We start from the raw sequence: 21,457 nt of genomic DNA on the forward strand, positions 1-21,457 counted from the left end.
CATCAGCACTGATGCGGGGCGCGAATTCGTTTGCGTGGTCTACCCGCTGGCGGGTGAATCGTCCTCCGTCGTCGGGACCGCGATCGCGGGTTCCGTCGTGGCGGGCGGGGTGGTGCGGGTGTATTCCGTTGTGGGAGCGGGGTTGTCGGTGGTGGGACGCGGCCGCGTGGTGGTCGGGCGGGTGGTGCTCGGATGCAGCGGCGTGGTGCGGGACGCCGTGGTCGGGGCCTCCGCGTCCGGATTCGCGTCCTTGGGGTCGGTCGTGGGGAGCGAGGAGATCGGCGAATGGCGCGGCGGCTGATCGGCCGCCACCCGCCAGGTGGGGGAGGGCGGGATCACGACGGCCGGGGTGGTGGTGCCGTTCTTGGTGGCCGAAACCACGGGCGCCGCTTGCAGATCCGCGTTCAAGGGCGGGGGCGCGACGTAGGTGTCCTGGCCGCCGAGGCCGCACGCGCCGATGAGCACCAGGCCGAGCGAGACCGCGCCGACGGCGGCCGCGACGCCCGCCACGGGAGCGGGTAGCCGCCGCCACGGGGTGGCGTCGCGCGGGTCCGCGCCGACGTTGCTGCCTGCCATGGGGAGCACTCCTGATTCGTCTCGAGTGGGCTCACCCTAACGGAGGAGGTACCGCGGTGCCAGGCGGGTGGTCGGTCCGTTTCAATCGCAACCCCGGCGAAAGCGCAAGGCACAACAATATCTCAAACAGCGATGATTCACATATCGAATCAATAAAGTCGGCGTGTTCTGCGCACGTGTCGCATGGACATTTCGTTGCCGAGCCGTAATGTGTGTCCAAAGTTACACGTGAGACGCCCGAAATTTGCCGAGAGACGCGCCCCTGGTTCGCCGAACTCGGCGGGCGTCATCGAGGAGTGGATGATGGGTGCATTCTCGACATCCCCGCAGCGCGCGATAGCGCGTACGGGGGAGCCTGCGGCCTCGGAATCGTCGCGCTGGTGGACAATTCTGGCTCGCACCACCGCCTGGGTGATCTTCCTCGGGGGACTTGTCGGCGCGGTGCTCGGGATTGCCGGTCTACGCGTCGAAATCACGGTCGCCGGGCTGATTCTCGCCTGCACCGCCGGTTTGATTCTGCTCAAACTGCGTGCCGACGCCGCGGCCGCGGCCGCCGATAAACACTGACGCGTTCCGCGGAACTCGCGCGCGCATTCTCCGAACTCGCAATTGCGCTGAAGCTCAAGGCTGCCTGCGAATAACCCATTCGAATGCGGCGGCCTCCGACCGGCTGCCCTCGGCCGTTCGCGACCTATTCGGCTCCCCGAGTTCGGCGAGCAGGCGCTCCGAGATCGGCACGAGTGCCGCCAATGCCGCCGGTGTGAACCATTCCGGCCGGGTCGCGAAAAGCAGATCCTCACTCGAGGTATTTCCCGACGCACCCGGTGCGAACGGGCAGCCGCCGAGCCCGCCCAGCGACCCGTCAAGGACGCTTGCACCCGCACCGAGCGCCGCCAGCGAATTGGCCACGCCCATACCCCAGGTGTCATGCCCGTGGAAGACGATCCGATGCGCCTCGGTGCCCCAGTGCCCCTGTGCGACAACCGCGCTCACCAGCGCCGTCACCTGCCCGGGATGCGCCTGCCCGAGAGTGTCGGCCAGCACGATATCGGCCGATCCCTCCGCGCGCGGATCCCGCGCGATGGCCAGCACCCGCTCCGGATCCACCGGCCCCTCGAACGGGCATGTGAAAGTCGTTGCCAGACAGAGCTGAATCCGCCCGCCCGCCGCCCGCGCGAACTCCACGGCGGCGGGCATCGCGGCCAGACTCTCCTCGGTGGTGCGACCGATATTCGCCTTGTTGTGCGAATCCGAGACCGAGAAGCAGTACTGGAAATTGCGCACCCCCGCCGCGGCGGCCTTCTCCACATGCCGTGGCGTCGCCACCCACACCCAGCAGCGTTCCAGCTCCTCCTGGGTCAGCGCGGCCACCAGTTCGAGCGTATTGGCCATGGGCGGCACCAGATCCGGGCGCGCCATGGAACCGATCTCCAATTCCGGCACCCCCAGCGCCAGCAGCTCGCGCACGATCTCCACCTTGCGCTCGGTGGGCAGCACCTTCCCGGTCAGCTGCAATCCGTCCCGCAGCGTCACATCGCGCAGTATGCCGTTCGCCAGTGCGGTCATCGGCCCTCCAGAGCGTCGATTTCGAGATCGGACATGCCGAGCAGTCCGGAGAGCACCTCGTGCGTGTGCTCACCCAGATCGGGGCCGACATTGCGAATATCCAGGGACTGTTCCCCGATCACCGGGACGATGCCGGTGAACCCGACCTGTTTGGGTTCGGCCTCGCCCACATCGACGGCGAAGTTCTGAATCATATTGCGCGCCCGGTACTGCTCGTCGGCGACGATATCGGCGGCGGTGTAAATGGGCCCGCACGGAATGGCGGCCGCCTCGAGCAGCGCGAGCGCCTCATCGCGCGTGCGCAATCGAGTCCACTCCGCGATGGAGGCGTCCAGCCGCTCACGATTGCGCCAGCGCCCCGCATTGTCCTGGAGCTCAGGATCACTCGCGAGATCCGGCCGCTCGATCACCTGCATATAGCGCTGGAAGATCGCGTCGCCATTACCGCCGATGATGATGCTGTACCCGTCGGCGCACGGATAGGCATTGCTGGGCGCGATGCCCTCCATGCGCCCGCCCACGCGTTCCCGATTGATGCCGTAGGCCAGATAATCGGGTACCAGCGATTCCATCACCGACAGGATGGATTCATTGAGCGCGACATCGATGATGCGCTGCTCCAAGGGAACCCGGTCATTCCGGCGCTCGCGCTGGAACAGCGCCATGACGGTCCCGAACGCGGCGTAGATCCCCGCGATGGAATCGCCGATCGACACCCCGACCCGCACCGGCGGCCGATCCGGATCACCGACGAGTTCCCGCAATCCGCCGACGGCTTCGGCCACCGCCGCGAATCCCGGCCGCTGTGCCAGCGGCCCGGTCTGCCCGTAGGCGGAGATCCGGGTGATCACCAGATCCGGATTGGCGGCATTGAGCACCTCCGGCCCCAGCCCCCACTTCTCCAGCATGCCGGGGCGGAAGTTCTCCAGCAGCACATCGCACCGCTTCACCAGATCCAGCACGATCTGTCGCCCCGCCTCGGTCCGCAGATCCAGCGTGATCGACTTCTTACTCCGGTTGACCGTGCGATAGAGCATCGAGGTGTCGCCGCCGTAGAGCCGCCAATTGCGGAGCTCGTCACCGGTTTTCGGCCGCTCGACCTTGATCACCTCGGCCCCGAAGTCCCCCAGGATCCGGCCCGCTGTCGGCGCGGCCACGTAATTACCCAGCTCCAGAACCCGCACACCGTCGAGCGGCCGAATCTCCATGCGCGCAATTCTGCCTCGAGCCCGCGATCGGGCGGTCGGCTCCGGTCGTGCGACGACCTGTGCGAACCCCGGATACGCGAAAGGCCGATGCGACCCTCGAGAGATGGGAGGTCGCATCGGCCGGGCTTCCCGGGCATGGCGCACGCAAGAACATCACGCCGGGAAGGGTTTTCGTCAGGCAGCGCGCGGGGCGACCTGTTCGATGACCGAGTAGTGCTCGGCATTGCCGGTGATGATGGTGCTCGGGTTGCCGTGGATGTCGACCGGCACATCGCCGGCGAGGGTGATGCGGGTCAGGCGGCGCGGCTGGCCGTCGTAGTCGTCGATGGCGTAGTGCTGGGTGGCGCGGTTGTCCCAGATCGCCACATCGCCGAGCTGCCAGTTCCAGCGAGTGGTGTTCTCCAGCTTGGTGACCCGGTTCTGCAGCAGCTGGAACAGCGCGGCGGATTCGGCGGCGGACAGCCCGACGAAGTTCTTCACGAAATGGCCGAGCAGCAGGGTGCGCTCACCGGTGACCGGGTGCACGCGGACCACCGGGTGCTCGGTCTCGTAGTAGGTGGACTCGAACTCCGCGCGGTACGCCTTGCCCTGCTCGTTCGGGGCGTGGGTGTCGCTGCGATCGGCCGCGTAGTCGTAGGCGTTGGTGTGCCGGGCGCGCAGGTTCTCCACCAGCGCCTTGAGCGGCTCCGGCAGCGATTCGTACGCGGCGGTGGTCGAGGCCCAGGTGGTGGAGCCGCCGTAGGAGGGCAGGTGCACCGCGCGCAGGATGGACGCCTTCGGAATGCGGTCCACGAAGGTGACATCGGTGTGCCAGCTATTGGCGCGGCCGTACTCCGAATCGATCGGCAGCGACTTCACGCCCCGCGAGGTGACGGTCGGATGCGGGGTGGTGGGCTGACCCAGCAGCTGCGCGAATTCGTACTGACCGTCCTCGGTCAGATGCTCCTGGCCGCGGAAGAAGATCACCTTGTGCGCGTGCAGGGCGTCCTGGATCACCTTGACGGTCTCGGAATCCAGCTCGCCGCTCAGCCGGACGCCGTCGATACGGGCACCGATCTTGCTGCCGAGCTTCACCACGGTGGCGGTGGAGGTGGCGTAATCGACGGACATACTGGGCCTTTCGCTCGAACGATTGCGTGGTTCGAGCACACCATCGGCCCAGCGTCCGAAACAGGTTTAGGCGCAGCCGGATCGAAAGCCGTTACCGGGGCTAAGCGCAGGCGTATGCCAGTGTGGATCCCGGCCAAAAGCGCGCCGGGATGACGGGGGATTGTTCAGCCGACCTGTTCGCGGAGGTAGGCGAGGTCTTCGGCGACTCCTTCGGCGGGGGTCTCCAGGATGATCGGGGCGTCCACGGCCTTGCAGACCTCGACCAATAGCTGCGCGTCGATGGTGCCGTCGGCCAGGTTGGCGTGCCGGTCCGCGCCCGAATTGAAGTCGTCCCGCGAGGAATTCAGGTGCACCAGGTCGATGCGCCCGGTGATCGCCTTGATCCGATCCACGATGCCGAGCAGTTCCTCACCGCCCGCCCAGGCGTGGCAGGTGTCCAGGCAGAACCCCGCCCCGAAATCGCCGACGGCATCCCACAATCGGCCGATATCGTCGAAATGCCGTGCCATGGCGTGATTTCCGCCCGCGGTGTTCTCGATGAGAATCGGCACCGCGAACCCGCCCTTGTCCTGCTGGCGTTCGAAGAGCTTGCGCCAGTTGAGGATTCCCTCGACCATCTCCTCGTCCTTGCGGACGTGCCCGCCGTGCACGACCAGCCCGAACGCCCCGAGATCCGCCGCCGCCTTCGCCTGTGCCGCCACCGCGCCGCGCGAGGGCATGCGCAGCCGATTGTTCAGGCTGGCCACATTGATCTGATACGACGAGTGCACCACCACATCGATGGGACTGGCCTTGATCTCCGCCGCCAGCGGATGCGGCGCGGGTTTGTCCCAACTCTGCGGATCGACCACGAACATCTGGATGACGTCGGCCCCCAGCTTCTCCCCGAAGCCGATGGGATCGCCGTCCTGCCGAACGTGTGCTCCTATGCGCATGCCGAACACCCTATCCCCGCCCCCCGACAGGAGATTGTGCTCACTCTTGTTGCGCTTGCGGGATTCGCGGAGATAGTTCCGTAGGACTCGATTGCGCTATGGTTTCGGTGATTTCCGGATCGGCCCGAGCACGATCATGCCGATCGTTTGCGGTACGTCGCGCGCTGGTGGGTCCCGGCGCAGACGTAGGAAGTGGGAGCTAGACATGCTGTCCAGCGGTGATGTGTTTGCGGAATACGTTATCGAGCGGCAGCTGGGGCGCGGGGGCATGGGCTCGGTGTATCTGGCCAAGCATCCCCGGTTGCCCCGGCTGACCGCCCTGAAGCTGTTGAACCGGGAAATGGTGTTCGACAAGGAGGTTCGCGCGCGCTTCGAGCGCGAGGCGGATCTGGTCGCCCAGCTCGACCACCACAATATCGTCACCGTCTACGACCGCGGGCTCGAGGACGGGCAGCTCTGGATCTCCATGCAGTACATCGACGGTGTCGATGCCTCCAGCGTGAATCCGCAGACGCTGCCGCCCGAGCGGGCCGTGCAGATCATCTCCGAGACCGCCGACGCGCTGGACTACGCGCACCGCAACGAGGTGCTGCACCGCGATGTCAAACCCGCCAATATCCTGCTGGCCCGCTCCACCGGCGGTAAGGGCGAACGCGTCTACCTCACCGACTTCGGCATCGCCCGCCTGCGCGATGACAGCGGCCATCTGACCCAGACCGGCACCTTCACCGCGACCCTGGCCTACGCCTCGCCGGAACAGCTCACCGGTTCCGCCCTGGACGGCACCTCGGATCAGTATTCGCTGGCCTGCACCCTGTTCTGGTTGCTCACCGGTTCCGGGCCGTTCTCGGCGACCAATCCGGCGGCGGTCATCCAGGGCCATCTGCAGCAGCCGCCGCCCCCGCTGAGCGGTGCGCGCCCGGGTCTGCCGCCCACGCTGGATCTGGTGTTGAACAAGGCCATGGCCAAGCGCCCGGAGGAGCGTTTCGCCAGCTGCGCCGATTTCGCGGCCGCCGCCAAGCACGCGCTGGCGTCGCCGAGTTCGCCCGCGCTGCCGCTGGTGAATCCGCGCACCGCGCCGCCGTCGCCCGTGCATACGCAGCAGGGTCAGCCCATGCACACCCAGGGACCGCATCCCACCATGGGCCAGCAGGGCATGCCCATGACCGGCGGACCGGCCCCGACGGCGAACGGGCCGATGTACACCTCGGGTCCGCGCACCGCCGCGCCCGCGCCCACGGTCGGGCCGAATCCGTATGCGACACAGCTGAATACGGCCACTCCCACACCGCAGCCGCTCTACGGCCAGACCCCGAACCGGCCGACGAATCAGTACACCAGTCCGCCGCAGAACCAGTACACGAGCCCGCCGCAGTACAACTACGGCGGGCCGCCGCCGGGACAGCCGCCGGGCATGGGTGGCCCGATGGGCGGACAGCGCCCGCCGCAGCCGCCGAAGAAGTCCAATACCGGGCTCATCGTCGGCATCGTCGTGGGTGTGCTGGTGCTGGTCATCGTGGCGGTCATCGGATTGGCCGCACTCGGCAGCAAGAGCAACGACACCACCACCGCGGGCGGTACCACGAGCGCGGGTGCGACCGGTAAGCCCAGCGGTTCCGCGCCGCCCGCCAACCCGGGCGGTTCGGACAAGCCGGTCGACTCCTCGGCGATCAGCAAGGAATTCCCGCGTCTGGTGCCCGCCAGCAAGACCGGCGACACCGGCTACAACGGCGCGACCTGCTGGCTGGCCGATCCCAAGAGCCCGCCGGACAAGTCCGACGGCGAACCCGATTTCGGCGACTGGGCGGTGCAGTGGCGCTGCTTCGGCGGCGGCAATAACGCCGACCCGTTCTACCGCATCTACGCCTACTCCTCCGCGGCCAAGGCGCAGGCGGCGGCGAGCGCGCTGCACCCGGACAAGAAGAGCTCCGACACCAGCGGCGGCAAGGCGTACACCAACTACCAGTTCACCGGTGACGATCGCCCGCGCATGGTGACCGCCTTCACCGGTGACGCCAACCGCGGCCAGTACCTCATGTACACCGACGGCGTCGTCGGCAGTATCGATGAAGTGCTGACCTGGTGGCGTTCCGCACCGCTGAACTAAGCTCGCTCCCGCCTGCCTCACCGAGGTGGTGATCGACTCCCTGGGCCGCGAACAGCCGCAGCACAGCGGAGGTTAATGGACACGGAAGGGTGCTTGTGCTGCGCAGCGGAGAGACGTTCGCCGGATATCTGATCGAACGTGAACTCGGCCGTGGTGGCATGGGATCGGTGTATCTGGCGCGGCATCCGCGATTGCCCCGGCTGGTGGCGATCAAGCTGCTCAATCGGGAGTTGTTCGGCGACAGCGAGGTTCGGGCCCGGTTCGAGCGCGAGGGTGATGTGGTCGCGCGGCTGGATCACCCGAATATCGTGCCGCTGTTCGATCGCGGCTTCGATGACGAGCGGCTGTGGATCGCCATGCGGTACATCGACGGGCCGGACGCGTCCACGCTGGAATCGGCGAATCTGCCACCGCGACAAGCCGTCCGGATCATCGCCGAGACCGCGAAGGCGCTGGATTTCGCGCATCGCAAGGGTGTGCTGCATCGAGATGTGAAGCCCGCCAATATCCTCATCGAACGCTCCGACGGCGAGGAGCGAATCTTCCTGGCGGACTTCGGCATCGCGCGACTACGCGATGAGGGCACCAAACTCACCCAGACCGGCTCGTTCACCGCCACCCTGGCGTACGCCGCCCCCGAACAGCTCTCCGGGCAGCCGCTGGATCACCGCTGCGACCAATACTCGCTGGCCTGCACGCTGTTCCGGCTGCTCACCGGTGTCGTCCCGTTCGACGCCCAGCATCCGATCGCCATCATGCAGGGCCATCTGCAACAGCCGCCGCCCCCGGTCAGCTCGCTGCGCCCCGGTCTCCCGCCCGCCCTGGACGCCGTGATGGCCCGCGCCATGGCCAAACAGCCACCCGCGCGGTTCGGCTCCTGCGTCGAATTCGCCACCGCCGCACAGCAGGCCCTGGACGGCGGGCCCACCCAGGTGGCGGGGCAGCACTCCGGCCCGCGGAATCCGATGGTCGGTCAGCCCGGTTTCACCCCGGGCGGCGCGGCCGGTTCGAACACGCCCCCGCGGCCCTTCATGACGCAGGGCGGCCGGCCCGCCACACCGCAGCACGCGTCGGCCGCGATGGGCTATTCGCCACCGCGCGGGCAGAACGCCGCTGCCGCCTATGCCGCGCCGTCACCCACCCGGCCACCGGCGAAGCCGTCGGCGGCGCGTTCGGCCACGAAGGCGATGCCGAAGTCGGGGACCCAGGTGTTTCCGCAGCCGCGCAAGAAGCCCAAAAAGAAGTCGCGGGCGCGGGGCTGCCTGATGTGGTTGCTGGCCCTCATCCTGATTCCGCTGCTGATCGCCGTGGTGGTGCTGCTGGCGATCGATCAGATGCGCACGGGCGGCGGTGGTTCACCGGGTCTCACCACTCCGCCCGCTCCGGCGTACACGACCACCGAGGAGTACTACCAGGACACCACCACCGAATCGGTGCCGGAGCCGTCCGGTGGTACCGCGAGCGCGACGCCGGAATACAACACGCCGCAGCCCGCGGTCCCGTTCTGGCAGCACTGAGGGTATTTTCCCGGCAGTGCCGCCGGTGGGCTCCGGTGGCGTGCCCCGAGTTCGGTGGGCACCGCCGAGGCATACGATGCCGGAAATGTCCTTCTACCGGCCCCGATCGGTCGCTTGACCGTCTAAGGAATCACTGAGGGTAGACGGCTCCGGGTGTTCCCGGATGGCATCTGCCTGCGAAGACCGACACACTGGACGGCATGACTTCGAATGTCTCGGATTCCGTCGGGCTCGACACGGGCACGGGCGCGGTCGCCGCGCGCGCGACCGATCTGATGAAGATCTACGGTTCCGGCGATACGCAGGTCCGGGCACTCGACGGGGTGTCGGCAGATTTTGCCAAGGGGGAGTTCACCGCGATCATGGGGCCTTCGGGCTCCGGTAAGTCGACCCTGATGCACTGCCTGGCCGGGCTGGACGCCGCGACCGGGGGCAGCGTGCACATCGGCGATACCAACCTCACCGAACTGTCCGATAAGGGCATGACCCAGCTGCGCCGCGATCGCATCGGTTTCGTCTTCCAGGCGTTCAACCTGGTGCCCACCCTGACCGCGCTGGAAAACATCACTCTCCCACTGGATATCGCCGGTCGTAAACCCGATGAGGAATGGCTCTCGACCGTGCTCAAGCGGCTCGGCCTCAACGATCGCCTCACGCACCGCCCCAGTGAGCTGTCCGGCGGTCAGCAGCAGCGCGTCGCCTGTGCCAGAGCCCTGGCGGGCAAGCCGGACATCATCTTCGGTGACGAGCCGACCGGCAATCTGGATTCGCATTCCTCGGGTGAGGTGCTCTCGATTCTGCGTGCGGCCGTGGACGAATTCGGCCAGACCGTCGTCATCGTGACCCATGATCCGCGCGCGGCCTCCTACGCCGATCGCGTGGTGTTCCTGGCCGACGGCCGGATCGTCGATGAATTGCGTTCGCCCACTGCCGATTCCGTGCTCGACAAGATGAAGTCGCTGGAGACCGTCTGATGTCCGGTAGTCCCATGCGCAAGGTTGCCTTGCGCAACCTCGCCGCGCACAAAGTGCGGCTGTTCCTGACGGTGCTGTCGGTGGTGCTCGGAACCGCCTTCATCGCAGGGTCTTTCGTCTTCACCGACACCCTGCAGAGCAGCTTCGACAGCATCTTCGCCAATCAGGCCAAGGGCGTCGATGTCCGGGTGAGCCCGAAAGAGCGCCAGTCCCTGGGCATTCCGAACGAGGCCGTGGACAAGATCACGGCCATGGATCAGGTGCGCGCGGTCGCGCCGTCGGTCAACGGTTCGGTGGTGCTGCTCAAGGACGGCAAGGCCGTGCAGACCGGTGGCGCGCCGACGATCGGCATCTCCTATCTGCCGCCGGACAAGTCGGTCGCCGAACCGGATAAGTTCATCGAGGGCGTGCCGCCGAGCCAGACCGGACAGGTCGCCATCAACAAGAGCGGCGCGGATCGCGCCGGTCTGCACGTCGGCGACACCACCAAGGTGCTCATTCCGTCCAAGGGCAATATCGATGTCACCGTCTCCGGTATCTACGACCTGACCGGCAATACCGGCGGTTTCATCCAGCTGTACTTCGATGACGTGCAGGCCCGGGAGCTGTTCACCGACGGCCAGCACGTGGCCTTCGTCGATATCGCCGCCAAGCCCGGTGTGAACGCGGACGCGCTGCGCGATCAGATCGCCAAGACCTTCCCGGATTACAAGGTGCAGGACGGCGATCAGGTCCGCGAGGACATGAAGAAGCAGATCGGCGATGCGCTCAAGTTCATCAACTACTTCCTGCTCGCCTTCGGCGCGATCGCGCTGATCGTCGGCACGTTCATCATCTACAACACCTTCTCCATGCTTGTCGCACAGCGACTTCGGGAGTTGGCGCTGCTGCGCGCGGTCGGCGCGTCCCGGCAGCAGGTGGGGCAGTCCGTGGTCGGCGAGGCGCTGATCATCGGATTGATCGGCAGCGCATTGGGTTTGGCGGCCGGTGTCGGCCTGGCGTTCGGCTTGTCGGCGCTGCTCAATGCCTTCGATCTGGGCCTGCCCACCGGATCGATGGCGCTCAAGCCGCGCACCGTGCTGGTGGCCCTCGGCGTCGGCGTCGTGGTGACGGTGCTGAGCGCGTACGCGCCCGCCCGCCGCGCGGCGACCATTCCGCCGGTCGAGGCCATGCGCTCGGAATTCGGTTCGGCCGCGGAATCCAATCGCATTCGCACCGCGATCGGCGCGGTGCTGGCCGTCGCCGGCATCGTGCTGGTGGTACTGGGCGCTCAGCACACCGGCGGCAATGCCGCGCTCACCGTCGGAATCGGTGCGCTGGCACTGATTTTCGCGGTGCTGCTGGCCTCACCGGCGCTGTCCAAGCCGGTGGTGAAGGTGCTCAGCGTGCTGGTGCGCCCGTTCGGCCCGGTCGGCCGGATGGCGCGCAATAACGCGCTGCGCAATCCGAGGCGCACCGCCGCAACGGCTTTCGCGCTCACCCTCGGGTTGATGCTGGTGACCGCGATCGGCATGCTCGGCGCTTCGGCCAAGGCCAGTATCGGCGAGGTCGTGGACAAGGGCGTCAAGGCTGACTACATCCTCCAGGGCCCGACCAACAGTCTGGTCGGCGTGCCGCTGGCGGCCGGTCCGGTCGTGCAGAAGGTGCCCGGCGTAGCGGATGTGGTGCAGTTCCACGGCGTCACCTTCAAGGCCGGTGACGATCAGCTGCTCGGCACCGTGCCCGAGGGCCCGCTGAACAAGGTGCTCAGCTACGACATCGTGCAGGGCAGCGACAATCTCGGTGAGAACGGCATCATGCTGTCCGAAACCGAAGCGGGCGACCGTAATTGGAAGGTCGGACAGCAGGTCGACATCACCAGCCTGGACAAGAAGAACTACAAGGTCCAGGTCGTCGGCATCTACAAGGACACCCAGCTGCTCGGCCCGCTGGTCGCGCCGATGGCGCTGTACAACCAGGTGATGCCGGTGAGCTTCCGCACCAACTTCATCGTGCTCATCACCGCGCAGCCCGCCGCGGATCTGAAGGCGATGCGCACCGATCTGGAGAAGGCCGTCGATCAGTGGGCCGTGGTGCAGGTGCAGGACCGTGAGGATTTCAAGGGCGCACAGGGCAAGCAGATCAACACCATGCTCGCCATCCTGTACGGCCTGCTGGCGCTGGCGGTGGTGATCGCCATCCTCGGCATCGTCAACACCCTGGCGCTGTCGGTGGTGGAGCGACGCCGTGAGATCGGCATGCTGCGCGCGGTCGGTATGCAGCGGCCGCAGGTGCGGCGCACCATCTACCTGGAATCCATGCTGATCGCCATCTTCGGCGGTGTCGTCGGGGTGGCGCTCGGGCTGGTGCTCGGCGTCGGATTCCTGCGCACGCTCAAGGATCTCGGCCTGGCCACCATTTCGGTGCCGTGGGGTCAGATCGTGCTCATGGTGGTGAGTTCCGGCGTGGTCGGCGTGCTGGCGGCGCTGTGGCCCGCGGTGCGTGCGGCCCGGACGCCGCCGCTGGCGGCCATCGCGGACGTGTAGGGGTCAGCGGTTGTACAGGATCACCGTTACCACCACGATGATCAGCACCAGGGTCACCGTGGTGGCGGCGATGATCCAGCCGATCTGGCTCGAATTGCGTTCGGGCGCACGGTAGGCCGGTTGCTGGGTGGACTGCGGGGCGAAATTCGGCTGGTGCTGCTGATTCGGGTACGCCGGACCGGACACCGGATTCTGCCGATTGGGTGTCGGGGCCACGACCGGATTCTGATAGGCCGGTGCGGGATTCTGATATCCCGCACCCGAATTCGGATACGCCGGATTCGGCTGCACCGGATTCTGGTACAGCGGAACGGGATTGGATCCCGACATGGGTCGCTGCTGCTGCGGGGCCGGAACCACCGGCTGCGGCCGCACCGGCGTCGGCTGCCGTGGGACGACCGGCGGCGGCGCGACGATCGGCTGCGGTCGCGCCGGCGTCGGCTGCCGCGGCGGCACCGGGCGCGCGGTCAGCGCGTGCTCGACCGCGGCGGCGAATTCCGCACAGGACCGGAAGCGATCCTGCGGACGCTTGGACAGCGCCCGCGACAGCACCCCGTCGATGGCGCGCGGCAGCTCCGGCCGCAGCGGACTGGCGGGCGGGGGCGTCTGCTGCAGATGTCCGCGAATCACCGCCGCCGGGCTGGTGCCCTCGAACGGCACCACGCCGGTGAGCAATTGGAACAGCGTGCAGCCCAGTGCGTACTGATCCGAACGCCCGTCGATGGTGGCCCCGGTCAACTGTTCGGGTGAGGCGTACGCCAGGGTCGCGGTCACGGTGCCGGTCTGGGTGAGATGACCGGTGTCATCGCGCAGGCGGGCGATGCCGAAATCGGTGAGGTACACCCGTTCCCCGCCCGCACCGCCCGAGGAGCGGGCCAGCAGGATATTCGCGGGCTTCACATCCCGGTGCAGGACGCCACGCCCGTGCGCGTAATCCAGGGCCTTGGCCGTCTCGGAGACGATCTGCGCGGCCCGCAGCGGCGGCAGTGAAGCGGCCTTGACGGCGGAGGCGTTCACACCGTCGATGTACTGCATGGAGATCCAGAGCTGTTCACCCTCGGTGCCGCGGTCGTAGACCGTGACGATATTCGGATGATCCAGCTGGGCGACCAGATCCGCCTCCCGGATGAACCGGGCGCGAATCTCGTCATCGGTGAACATTTCCTGATTCAGCAGTTTCAACGCCGTCTTGCGCGGCAGGCGGGGATGCCGGGCCAGGTACACCGACCCCATACCGCCGCGGCCCAGTTCGCGTTCGATGACGAAACCGGCGAACACATCACCAGAGCGCACAGTCGAGCCCCCGTTTCCGAGTCAGATCAGGTTGGCAGCCTACCGTGCGGGTCGCGGCCGCCTCAGACGCTACATTCCACGGCTGTATATCTCAGCCCGCCTGCCCGGCGTTCACATGCGCCCACCGCTGCACGTCACCGCGATCGAGGGCGACCGCGAGCAGATCCGGGAAACGGTCCGGCGTACAGGCGAAAGCGGGCACGCCGAGGGCGGTGAGCGCGGCGGCGTTATCGCGGTCGTAGGACGGTGCGCCTTCATCGGAGAGGGCCAGCAGCACCACCACCTGTACGCCCGATTCCTTCATGCTGCGAATTCTGCGAAGCATCTCCGCGCGCACCCCGCCCTCGTAGAGATCGGAGATGAGCACGAACAGGGAGTCGGCCGGGCGGGTGATGAGCGACTGCGAATACGCGATGGCGCGATTGATATCGGTGCCGCCGCCCAATTGGGTGCCGAACAGGACATCGACCGGATCGGCGAGCTTATCGGTCAGATCCACCACGGCGGTATCGAAGACCACCAGCGAGGTCTTCAGCGAGCGCATGGAGGCCAGCACCGCGCCGAACACCGACGCGTACACCACGCTCGACGCCATGGACCCGGATTGATCGATGGCCAGCACCACATCCCGGCGCACCGCCTGTGCCTTGCGGCCGTAGCCGACCAGTCTTTCCGGCACCACCGTGCGCTGTTCGGGCAGATAGTGCGCCAGATTCTTGCGAATGGTGCGGTCCCAGTCGATATCCCGCAGTTTCGGCCGCGACACCCGCGCCGCGCGATTGAGCGCACCACCGACCGCGGCGATGGTCTGCGCCGCGATCCTGCGCTCGATCTCCCGCACCACCTTCTCCACCACCGTGCGCGCGGTGGCCTTGGTGGTCTCGGGCATCACCCGATTCAGGCTCAGCAGCGTGCCCACCAGATGCACATCCGGCTCGACCGCTTCCAAAAGCTCTGGCTCCAGCAGCAATTCGGTGAGATTCAGCCGATCCACCGCATCACGCTGCATGACCTCCACGACCGTCGACGGGAAATACCGCCGAATATCGCCCAGCCACCGCGCTACCTGTGGCGCGGACCCGCCCAGCCCGCCCGACCGCCGCCCGCTCGCGTTGGGGCGCGCATCGGCGTCGTACAGCGCCCCCAGCGCCCGATCCATGGCCACATCCTCGGCCCCGCCGAGCCCGCCCACGCTGGCTTCGGCCGCCCCGCCCAGCACCAATCTCCAGCGCCGGGACTGTGCGTCATCGGCGGTAATCGGCTCTGTCATCCCGCTACCCCCAGGATTTCGGCGACGGCGCGGAGCGCGAGTTCGCCACGGACGGTGTCGTATTCGGTACCTCCGGAAACGGAGGAGGCGGGCCCGCCATTGCGTACCGCCTGCCCGATGGCTTGGCGCTCACCGGATTCGAACGCGCCGAAGGTGCGGCGCAGCAGGGGCAGCGTGGCGACGAACTGGTCGTCGTCCAGTCCGGCGAGCCAGGTGTCGATGAGGCCCAACAGGTTTCGGTCGTGGACCAGGAGCAGGCCGCGGCCGCCCAGGAAGCCGTCGATCCAGGCGGCCTTCTCGGCGGGACTGTGGCCCACCGACAGGGCCGCGGATAGTCGGCGGGCGGATTCGGCGGCGTCGATGATGTCCGCGTCGGCCAGCAGGCGGACGGCGCGGCCGATCAGGGTGCCGTTGATACCGTCGCGATCGGCCAGCATGCGCAGGGCGGTCAGCCAGGTGGTGGTCGCCCATTCGTTCTCGCGGGCCGAAAGCGCCAGGTGCACAGCGTCTATCAGGGTGCGGAGCTCGGCGGCGCCGTCGGCGTCCAGGCCGGTGACCGCGCTCGGCAAGCCCGCGCAGACGCGGATGAGCAGGCCGTCCGCCACCCGGGTCAGCGCGGCGGAATCGGTGCCGCGGACATCGCCGTAGCGCAGCGTACGCAGCAGGCCGGGCAGCGCGGCCAGCAGGTGGGTGATGTCGTGATCGAGGGCCGCAACCGATTCCAGGCGGGTGATCAGGCCGTCGGTCGCGCCGCTCAGATCCGCGAGTAACGCCGACTCGAGCATTGCCGACACCTGGCCGACCGTCGCGTCCGGATTCGCCACGGTATCAAGCACTTTGGCTTCGGCGGCGGTGCGCAACGTGGTGCCCCAGCGCGCCGCCTCCACGATGGCGATGGCGAGTTCCGGTCGCCAGCGCAGCGTCCAGGTCTCCCGGAAGGTGCCGGTATTGCGCACCTGACTGTCGGTGAGCTGGCCCCAGCCGATGCCGAGTAGTCGAAGCTGGTGCAGCAGATGCGATTTCGCCATATCGCGTTCGGTGCGCAGATCCAGATCGATGACGCGTTCCAGGGCCTGCTGTTTGAGTCGCAACGTCCTGATTCGCGCGCGCAGATCCGCCTCCAGCGGGACGGTCGGCGTGCCCTCCGGAACCGAGCCCAGCGCCTCGCCCACCACCATTTCGGTGCTGACCAGGCGCAGCATGGTCTCGTCACCGTCGCACAGCACCGCGCGGGTCGCCTCGGTCACCTCCGACAGCCCGGCCAGCGGCCGTTCCCGCAGGATCGCGAGAGTCTCGGCGAGCCTTACCGATTCGATGATGTGCGCACTGGACACCGGCAGATCATGCGTGCGCAGCATGCCCGCGACCTTGGTGAGCCAGCGCACGATGGGCTGGTCGGTCTGGGTGAACAGGTGGTGATACCAGCCCGGCGAGGTAATGCCCGCGCCGTACCCGGAGGACGCGGCCAGCCGGGAATGCGTCCACGGCACCCAGGTCAGCGTGGCCTTCCCCTTGGGCAGGCCCTTGAGCACGCGGGCATCCGCGGCGGCCGGGCCGAGCTTGCCGGACAGCGCCGGACCGTGCCAGGCCCCGCACACGATGGCCAGGCGTTGTGCGCCGTCCTTCAACGACTTTCGCATGACCTGCCGCATATGCGCCTCACGGCGCAGCGTGTGCTCATCGATATCGGCGTTCTCCCGCAGCGCCGTCATGGCCTCGTTCACGGCATCGAAAATGTCGGCGTCCGAGGAGGATTCGACGACCGCGTCCCACCAGCGCTCGGCATCGTCGTAACCGCCCGCCGCGGCGAGTTCGGCCAGGGGGTCGCCGCTGTCACCCGGCTCGGTCTCGAGGGCCAGCGTCATGGCGGCGGGCAGATCGAAAAACCCCACGGGCACGGTGTTCTCGGCCCCGTACCGCATCGCCTGCCATTCCGGGGAGAACACCGCGAACGGCCACAGCGCGGCCTTGGCGGGCTCATCCGGGTGGTAGCCGAGCAGGGCCACCGGCGGTTCCATCCCGTCGGCGGTGACGAAGCCGAGCAGCGGATCGGCATCGGCCGGACCCTCGATGAGAATGGCGTCCGGGGAGAACTTCTCCAGCGCCAGGCGCAGCGAACGCGCCGAACCGGGTCCGTGATGGCGGATGCCGAAGATCCGGGTCTCCGCCGTCACGGTGGTGGTGACGGTGCTCATCAGCTCACCTCGCGGCAGGCCCGGTAGAAGTCGGCCCAATCGGCGCGCTGGCGTACAACGGCTTCCAGGTATTCGGTCCACACCACCGAATCCGCGACCGGATCCTTGATGACCGCGCCCAGCACCGCGCCCGCGATATCGGCGGGGCGCAGAATGCCGTCGCCGAAATGCGCGGCCAGCGCCAGACCATTGGTGATCACCGAGATCGCCTCGGCGGTGGAGAGCGTGCCGGACGGTGATTTGAGCTTGGTGCGGCCGTCCTCGGTCATGCCCGAACGCAGTTCGCGGAACACCCGCACCACGCGCCGCACCTCCTCGGCGGCGGCGGGCACGGCGGGCAATTCCAGTGCGGCGCCGAGCTGTTCGACCCGGCGGCTGACGATCGCCACCTCCTCATCCTCCCCGGCGGGCAGCGGCAGCACCACGGTATTGAAGCGGCGGCGCAGCGCCGAGGACAGCTCGTTCACGCCGCGATCGCGATCATTGGCGGTGGCGATCAGATTGAAACCCTTGGCCGCCTGCACTTCCGAACCCAGTTCGGGCACCGGCAGCGTCTTCTCCGACAGCACGGTGATGAGCGCGTCCTGCACATCGGACGGGATGCGGGTGAGCTCCTCCAGGCGCGCGATGGATCCCGCGCGCATGGCCGTCATGATCGGGGACGGCACCAGCGCGGCATCGCTCGGACCCTCGGCGAGCAGGCGCGCGTAGTTCCAGCCGTAGCGGATGGACTCCTCCGCGGTGCCCGAGGTGCCCTGCACCAGCAGTGTCGAGCGACCCGACACGGCGGCCGCGAGATGTTCGGACACCCAGGTTTTCGCGGTACCGGGGACGCCGATGAGCAGCAGGGCGCGATCGGTGGCCAGGGTGGCGACCGCGACCTCCATGAGGCGGCGCGGGCCCACGTACTTCGGGCTGATCACGGTGCCGTCGGACAGAGTGCCGCCCAGCAGATAGGTGACCACCGCCCACGGCGACAACTTCCAGGACGGCGGGCGCGGCCGGTCATCGGCGGCGGCGAGCGCGGTGAGTTCGTCGGCGAAGGTCTGTTCGGCATGCGGGCGCAGCAGGGCGTCCTGCGATGAAATCGTGGTCACTTCAGCTCCTCGAGCATTGCTCTGCGTTGGGTGAGGTCGTAGGTGAGTTGATCGAAAGCCTGCTCCCAGTACGGATCTCCGCATTTGCGGGCGATCGCGGTCACCATGTCGGCGGTGTCCACCGGGAAATGCGCCGAGGCCGCGCGGAACAGGGTGCGATAGGAGGCGGGCCGCAGGCTATTGGGCGTGCCCGGGCGATCCGCGCTGAGCTGGGCCCGCTCCAGCAGCAGGCGCAGCACATGTTCGGCCATGGGACCGGGCCACGGATGCGGCATGGCGCGCAGCAGTGATTCGATCTCGGCGAGCCAGCTGCTGTCCAGACGGCACAGATGCCGGATCTGATCCGCCAGGGGTTGCAGGGCGAAGAGTTCGCGCAGCGTCTCGCCGGCCGAGCCGCCCTCCTCCTGTGCGGCATAGGCGGCGAAGAGTTCCCGCGCCCAAGCCGGATTGCGCTGTGCCAGTGCGGCATCGGCCCAGCCCGCGAACATGGGGCCGCGCATGGCCTCGGTCATGGCGGCGCGCACCGCCTGCTCGGGCGGGCCGAGGACCCGCTCCCAATGCGAGAGCGGAGTCGCCGCGACCACCCGGTGCAGCCATTCGGCGGCCAGATCGGGTGCGCCGTCGGCGCGATAGACGGTGTAGCCGTACGGATCTCCGACGCCGTCGCGGCGCGCGGCATCGTCCAGCACGCCCGGACCGGTGGTGGTCAACTCCGGCCTGCGCAGTTTGCGGCCGAAGGTGAGCCAGGCGGCGGCCCGCTCGGTCATGCGCCCCGCGAAATGCGAATCCTGCAGCCTGCCCAGTAGATCGGCCGCCGTGCGTCGCACCTCGGCCCGCCGATCGTCCAGCGCGGTCTCCAGCAGTGCCTCATCCATGAGCGAGAGCCCATCGGCGAACACCGCCAGCAATTCCGCCTTACCCGGCCCGGATTCGGTACCCCAGGTACCCGCCAGCGCATCCCGCGCGGCAATGGGATCGCGACGTCGCAACTGCGCCAGCCACACCCGCCGCTCGGCGGCCCGCCCGTGCGACCACACCGAATCATCTCTCACGTCCGCCCGCACCAGCGCCCGCCACCCCGGATGCTGCGCCGCCAGCCACCGCCCGCGCGCCCCAGCCAGCCGCAACAGCGGCTCCCGTTGCAACGCAAGCGCTTTCGCCCGATCCAGCAACACGCTCACCAGCGCGTCCGGAGCCCGCAATTCCCGCTCCTCAGCCGCCGCCAGCCACTCATCCAGAAACGGCGAACTGGTGGAGAGCAACTCCGCCAACCGCGCCGAAGCGGCAACCGAAAGCCGCAGCCGCTGATCATCATCCGCGGCCGCGGGCAGATCCACCGCCAGCGCGCCCACCCCACCCCGCGCAAAACAGTCCTGCAGCGCAGCGGATTCGAGCAACACCGCCGCGCTTTCTTTGCCCGGGCCGCCGGATGTCGAGGTCTCCCCGGCTGCTTGATGCACTGCCGGATCGGCCTCGCCGAATTGATGTGCGGCCGAGGTGCTTTCGCCGGGCCGGGGCGGAATGGCGGAATTCGCGTCCGGCTGCTCGCCGAGCCGGTGGGCCAGCGCGGCGACCGGGGCGGCCAGTTCGTCCCGGTTCGCCGGTCGGCGGGCGGTGCCGATCAACGCGGCTGAGACCAATTCCGCACTGCCCGCTTGGGATTCGGTGGAGCTGGGCGGAGCGGCGGGAGTGGTTGCCTCCATGAGGTCGATATTGATCACCGTCCCGTCGAGCAGGGCGGCGACGGGAATCAGCCCGTCGGCGGTCCACTCGCCGATCACCCCCACCGGGTGTCCGCCGGACAGGCCGAGCAGTTGCCAGGGCTCGCCGTGGTCGGCGGCGATCGGGAGGGCGGTGCCGTCCGATTCGGCTATGTACCAGCCGCTTTCGTCGCGGGCCGGTACCACGCCGGTGAGCAGCACGGGCCAGGAGCGCAGGAAGGGGTCGGCCCCCACCGCGCGCGCGTGGGCGGTGAGCGCCGCGTCGATTCCCCAGGTGCGCTCGGAGTTGGGGATGGTTGTGAATGGATCCGGCAGGCCGTGGCGGGTGCCCCAGAGGGCGCGCAGGGGGTTCGCACCAGGGTAGAAGTGCAGGTCGGCGTCGATCATGAAGCCCGGGGGCGGGGTGTCCTGGGGGAAGCCGGGGCCGCCGTGTTTGTGGTCGATCAGCAGGGCCCAGCGGCCGGATTGCCTGCCGAGCAGCCAGATTCGGCGGGTGTAGATGGCTTCCTCGTTGGTGATGCGGGTGCCAAGGACCATCCAGGTGTCGCGGACCGGGGGTGTGGCGCGGACGGATTCGGTGCCGGTCTGGTAGCCGATATGGGTGCGGACGCTGGCGGCCAGGGTGGGGGAGAGGGTGTCCAGGCGGCGGTGGGCGGTGGCCAGCAGGTGCAGGCGGGCGTATTCGCGCAGCAGCAGGCGCGGCCAGTCGGAATGGGTTGCGGTGCGCGGCAATTGGCGCAGGACGGCGGCGACGCCGGGGGCCTTGGCGTCGACCATGCGCTTGGCCACGGACTCGAAGGTCGCCATCGAACGGTCCGCCGAGGCCAGGCCGGTGCGGATCTGGTCGGTGAGCCAGATATCCAGATCGGCGAGACCGGCGGTGACCAGGGCGCGGCGCTGATCGGCGGTGGCGCTGCCCGCCGGGGTGGTCGTGGTCGGCGAATTCGATTCGGATGCGGCCTTTTTCGCATCGCGCGCGGCACGATCGGTTTCGCGCGCGGCGCGACCGGCCAGCCATTCACCCGCGAAATCGGCGACGGTATCGGTAGCTGGAATTTCGCCCTCGGACCAGGCGAGCATTAGCGAAAGCGCGTGTTTGCACGGGAATTTACGGCTCGGGCAGGAGCATTTGTACGCGGGCCCGGCGGTGTCGACGACGGTTTGGTAGGGGCGACCGCCGCTGCCCTGGCACAGGCCCCAGAGCGCGGTGTCGTGCCGTCCGGTGCCGTTCCACTTGCCGCGCAGCTTGCGGGCGGCGGTGAGCGATGTGGCATCCGGAGCCAGCGCCGCGATCTGATCAGCGGTCCAGGCGGTGGTCATCGAGCCCCCTTCGTTCGTTCACCGCATTTCTATCGCAGAGCAC

General features: G+C 68.0%; 15 protein-coding genes. 5 read left to right on the forward strand and 10 right to left on the reverse strand.

Annotated features, from left to right (window positions below; all coding sequences use genetic code 11):
* Window positions 1-39 precede the first annotated feature (39 nt).
* A complete protein-coding gene (locus tag ACFC4D_RS41695) occupies window positions 40-576 on the reverse strand; it encodes a hypothetical protein (protein ID WP_375965724.1) in 537 nt (178 codons plus the stop codon).
* A 303-nt stretch (window positions 577-879) separates the two neighbouring features.
* Between ACFC4D_RS41695 and ACFC4D_RS41700 the strand changes: the two genes are divergently transcribed.
* Window positions 880-1,143 (forward strand): hypothetical protein, encoded by a 264-nt coding sequence (locus ACFC4D_RS41700; RefSeq protein ID WP_375965726.1) that lies wholly within the window; start codon window positions 880-882, stop codon window positions 1,141-1,143.
* Between the two features lie 54 nt (window positions 1,144-1,197).
* Here the strand turns inward: ACFC4D_RS41700 and ACFC4D_RS41705 are convergent, their stop codons facing one another.
* The 4 genes from ACFC4D_RS41705 to ACFC4D_RS41720 form a co-directional block, all read right to left on the reverse strand.
* Window positions 1,198-2,142 (reverse strand): hydroxymethylglutaryl-CoA lyase, encoded by a 945-nt coding sequence (locus ACFC4D_RS41705; protein ID WP_376071902.1) that lies wholly within the window; start codon window positions 2,140-2,142, stop codon window positions 1,198-1,200.
* A complete protein-coding gene (locus tag ACFC4D_RS41710; RefSeq protein ID WP_376071905.1) occupies window positions 2,139-3,350 on the reverse strand; it encodes a CaiB/BaiF CoA transferase family protein in 1,212 nt (403 codons plus the stop codon). The genes ACFC4D_RS41705 and ACFC4D_RS41710 overlap by 4 nt, the downstream gene beginning before the upstream one ends.
* A gap of 174 nt (window positions 3,351-3,524) precedes the next feature.
* A complete protein-coding gene (locus tag ACFC4D_RS41715) occupies window positions 3,525-4,460 on the reverse strand; it encodes a TauD/TfdA dioxygenase family protein (RefSeq protein ID WP_375965733.1) in 936 nt (311 codons plus the stop codon).
* A 164-nt stretch (window positions 4,461-4,624) separates the two neighbouring features.
* Window positions 4,625-5,395, reverse strand: a complete 771-nt coding sequence (locus ACFC4D_RS41720) for a deoxyribonuclease IV (RefSeq protein ID WP_376071908.1) — start codon at window positions 5,393-5,395, stop codon at window positions 4,625-4,627.
* Between the two features lie 205 nt (window positions 5,396-5,600).
* Between ACFC4D_RS41720 and ACFC4D_RS41725 the strand changes: the two genes are divergently transcribed.
* The 4 genes from ACFC4D_RS41725 to ACFC4D_RS41740 all read left to right on the forward strand — a co-directional run bounded on the left by ACFC4D_RS41725 (window position 5,601) and on the right by ACFC4D_RS41740 (window position 12,518).
* Complete coding sequence (locus ACFC4D_RS41725) at window positions 5,601-7,502, forward strand: protein kinase (RefSeq protein ID WP_375965738.1); 1,902 nt, start codon at window positions 5,601-5,603, stop codon at window positions 7,500-7,502.
* A 95-nt stretch (window positions 7,503-7,597) separates the two neighbouring features.
* A complete protein-coding gene (locus ACFC4D_RS41730) occupies window positions 7,598-9,019 on the forward strand; it encodes a protein kinase (RefSeq protein ID WP_376071910.1) in 1,422 nt (473 codons plus the stop codon).
* Window positions 9,020-9,219: 200 nt separating this feature from the next.
* Complete coding sequence (locus ACFC4D_RS41735) at window positions 9,220-9,993, forward strand: ABC transporter ATP-binding protein (RefSeq protein ID WP_375965743.1); 774 nt, start codon at window positions 9,220-9,222, stop codon at window positions 9,991-9,993.
* Window positions 9,994-10,007: 14 nt separating this feature from the next.
* Window positions 10,008-12,518, forward strand: coding sequence for an ABC transporter permease (locus ACFC4D_RS41740; protein ID WP_376071913.1), 2,511 nt, complete (start codon window positions 10,008-10,010; stop codon window positions 12,516-12,518).
* A 3-nt stretch (window positions 12,519-12,521) separates the two neighbouring features.
* On the opposite strand, the gene ACFC4D_RS41745 is transcribed toward ACFC4D_RS41740, so the two are convergent.
* From ACFC4D_RS41745 to ACFC4D_RS41765, 5 genes are all read right to left on the reverse strand, one after another.
* On the reverse strand, window positions 12,522-13,811 hold the full coding sequence (locus ACFC4D_RS41745) for a protein kinase (RefSeq protein ID WP_375965747.1): 1,290 nt from the start codon (window positions 13,809-13,811) through the stop codon (window positions 12,522-12,524).
* A 91-nt stretch (window positions 13,812-13,902) separates the two neighbouring features.
* On the reverse strand, window positions 13,903-15,081 hold the full coding sequence (locus ACFC4D_RS41750) for a VWA domain-containing protein (protein WP_376071916.1): 1,179 nt from the start codon (window positions 15,079-15,081) through the stop codon (window positions 13,903-13,905).
* Window positions 15,078-17,276, reverse strand: coding sequence for a DUF5682 family protein (locus tag ACFC4D_RS41755; protein WP_376071919.1), 2,199 nt, complete (start codon window positions 17,274-17,276; stop codon window positions 15,078-15,080). The genes ACFC4D_RS41750 and ACFC4D_RS41755 overlap by 4 nt, the downstream gene beginning before the upstream one ends.
* Window positions 17,276-18,373, reverse strand: coding sequence for an AAA family ATPase (locus ACFC4D_RS41760; protein WP_376071922.1), 1,098 nt, complete (start codon window positions 18,371-18,373; stop codon window positions 17,276-17,278). Before ACFC4D_RS41760 ends, ACFC4D_RS41755 begins: the two co-directional genes overlap by 1 nt.
* Window positions 18,370-21,414 (reverse strand): DUF5691 domain-containing protein, encoded by a 3,045-nt coding sequence (locus tag ACFC4D_RS41765; RefSeq protein ID WP_376071925.1) that lies wholly within the window; start codon window positions 21,412-21,414, stop codon window positions 18,370-18,372. The genes ACFC4D_RS41760 and ACFC4D_RS41765 overlap by 4 nt, the downstream gene beginning before the upstream one ends.
* Between the last annotated feature and the right edge of the window lie 43 nt (window positions 21,415-21,457).

Origin of the sequence: Nocardia sp. NPDC056000, assembly GCF_042269265.1 — a bacterium.
Classification (GTDB): Bacteria; Actinomycetota; Actinomycetes; order Mycobacteriales; family Mycobacteriaceae; genus Nocardia.

What these genes read in the sequence shown, in the direction of transcription:
- ACFC4D_RS41695 (WP_375965724.1), bottom strand. Translation starts at nt 576, where the DNA reads ATGGCAGGCAGCAACGTCGGCGCGGACCCGCGCGACGCCACCCCGTGG.
- ACFC4D_RS41700 (WP_375965726.1), top strand. Translation starts at nt 880, where the DNA reads ATGGGTGCATTCTCGACATCCCCGCAGCGCGCGATAGCGCGTACGGGG.
- ACFC4D_RS41705 (WP_376071902.1), bottom strand. Translation starts at nt 2,142, where the DNA reads ATGACCGCACTGGCGAACGGCATACTGCGCGATGTGACGCTGCGGGAC.
- ACFC4D_RS41710 (WP_376071905.1), bottom strand. Translation starts at nt 3,350, where the DNA reads ATGGAGATTCGGCCGCTCGACGGTGTGCGGGTTCTGGAGCTGGGTAAT.
- ACFC4D_RS41715 (WP_375965733.1), bottom strand. Translation starts at nt 4,460, where the DNA reads ATGTCCGTCGATTACGCCACCTCCACCGCCACCGTGGTGAAGCTCGGC.
- ACFC4D_RS41720 (WP_376071908.1), bottom strand. Translation starts at nt 5,395, where the DNA reads ATGCGCATAGGAGCACACGTTCGGCAGGACGGCGATCCCATCGGCTTC.
- ACFC4D_RS41725 (WP_375965738.1), top strand. Translation starts at nt 5,601, where the DNA reads ATGCTGTCCAGCGGTGATGTGTTTGCGGAATACGTTATCGAGCGGCAG.
- ACFC4D_RS41735 (WP_375965743.1), top strand. Translation starts at nt 9,220, where the DNA reads ATGACTTCGAATGTCTCGGATTCCGTCGGGCTCGACACGGGCACGGGC.
- ACFC4D_RS41740 (WP_376071913.1), top strand. Translation starts at nt 10,008, where the DNA reads ATGCGCAAGGTTGCCTTGCGCAACCTCGCCGCGCACAAAGTGCGGCTG.
- ACFC4D_RS41750 (WP_376071916.1), bottom strand. Translation starts at nt 15,081, where the DNA reads ATGACAGAGCCGATTACCGCCGATGACGCACAGTCCCGGCGCTGGAGA.
- ACFC4D_RS41755 (WP_376071919.1), bottom strand. Translation starts at nt 17,276, where the DNA reads ATGAGCACCGTCACCACCACCGTGACGGCGGAGACCCGGATCTTCGGC.
- ACFC4D_RS41765 (WP_376071925.1), bottom strand. Translation starts at nt 21,414, where the DNA reads ATGACCACCGCCTGGACCGCTGATCAGATCGCGGCGCTGGCTCCGGAT.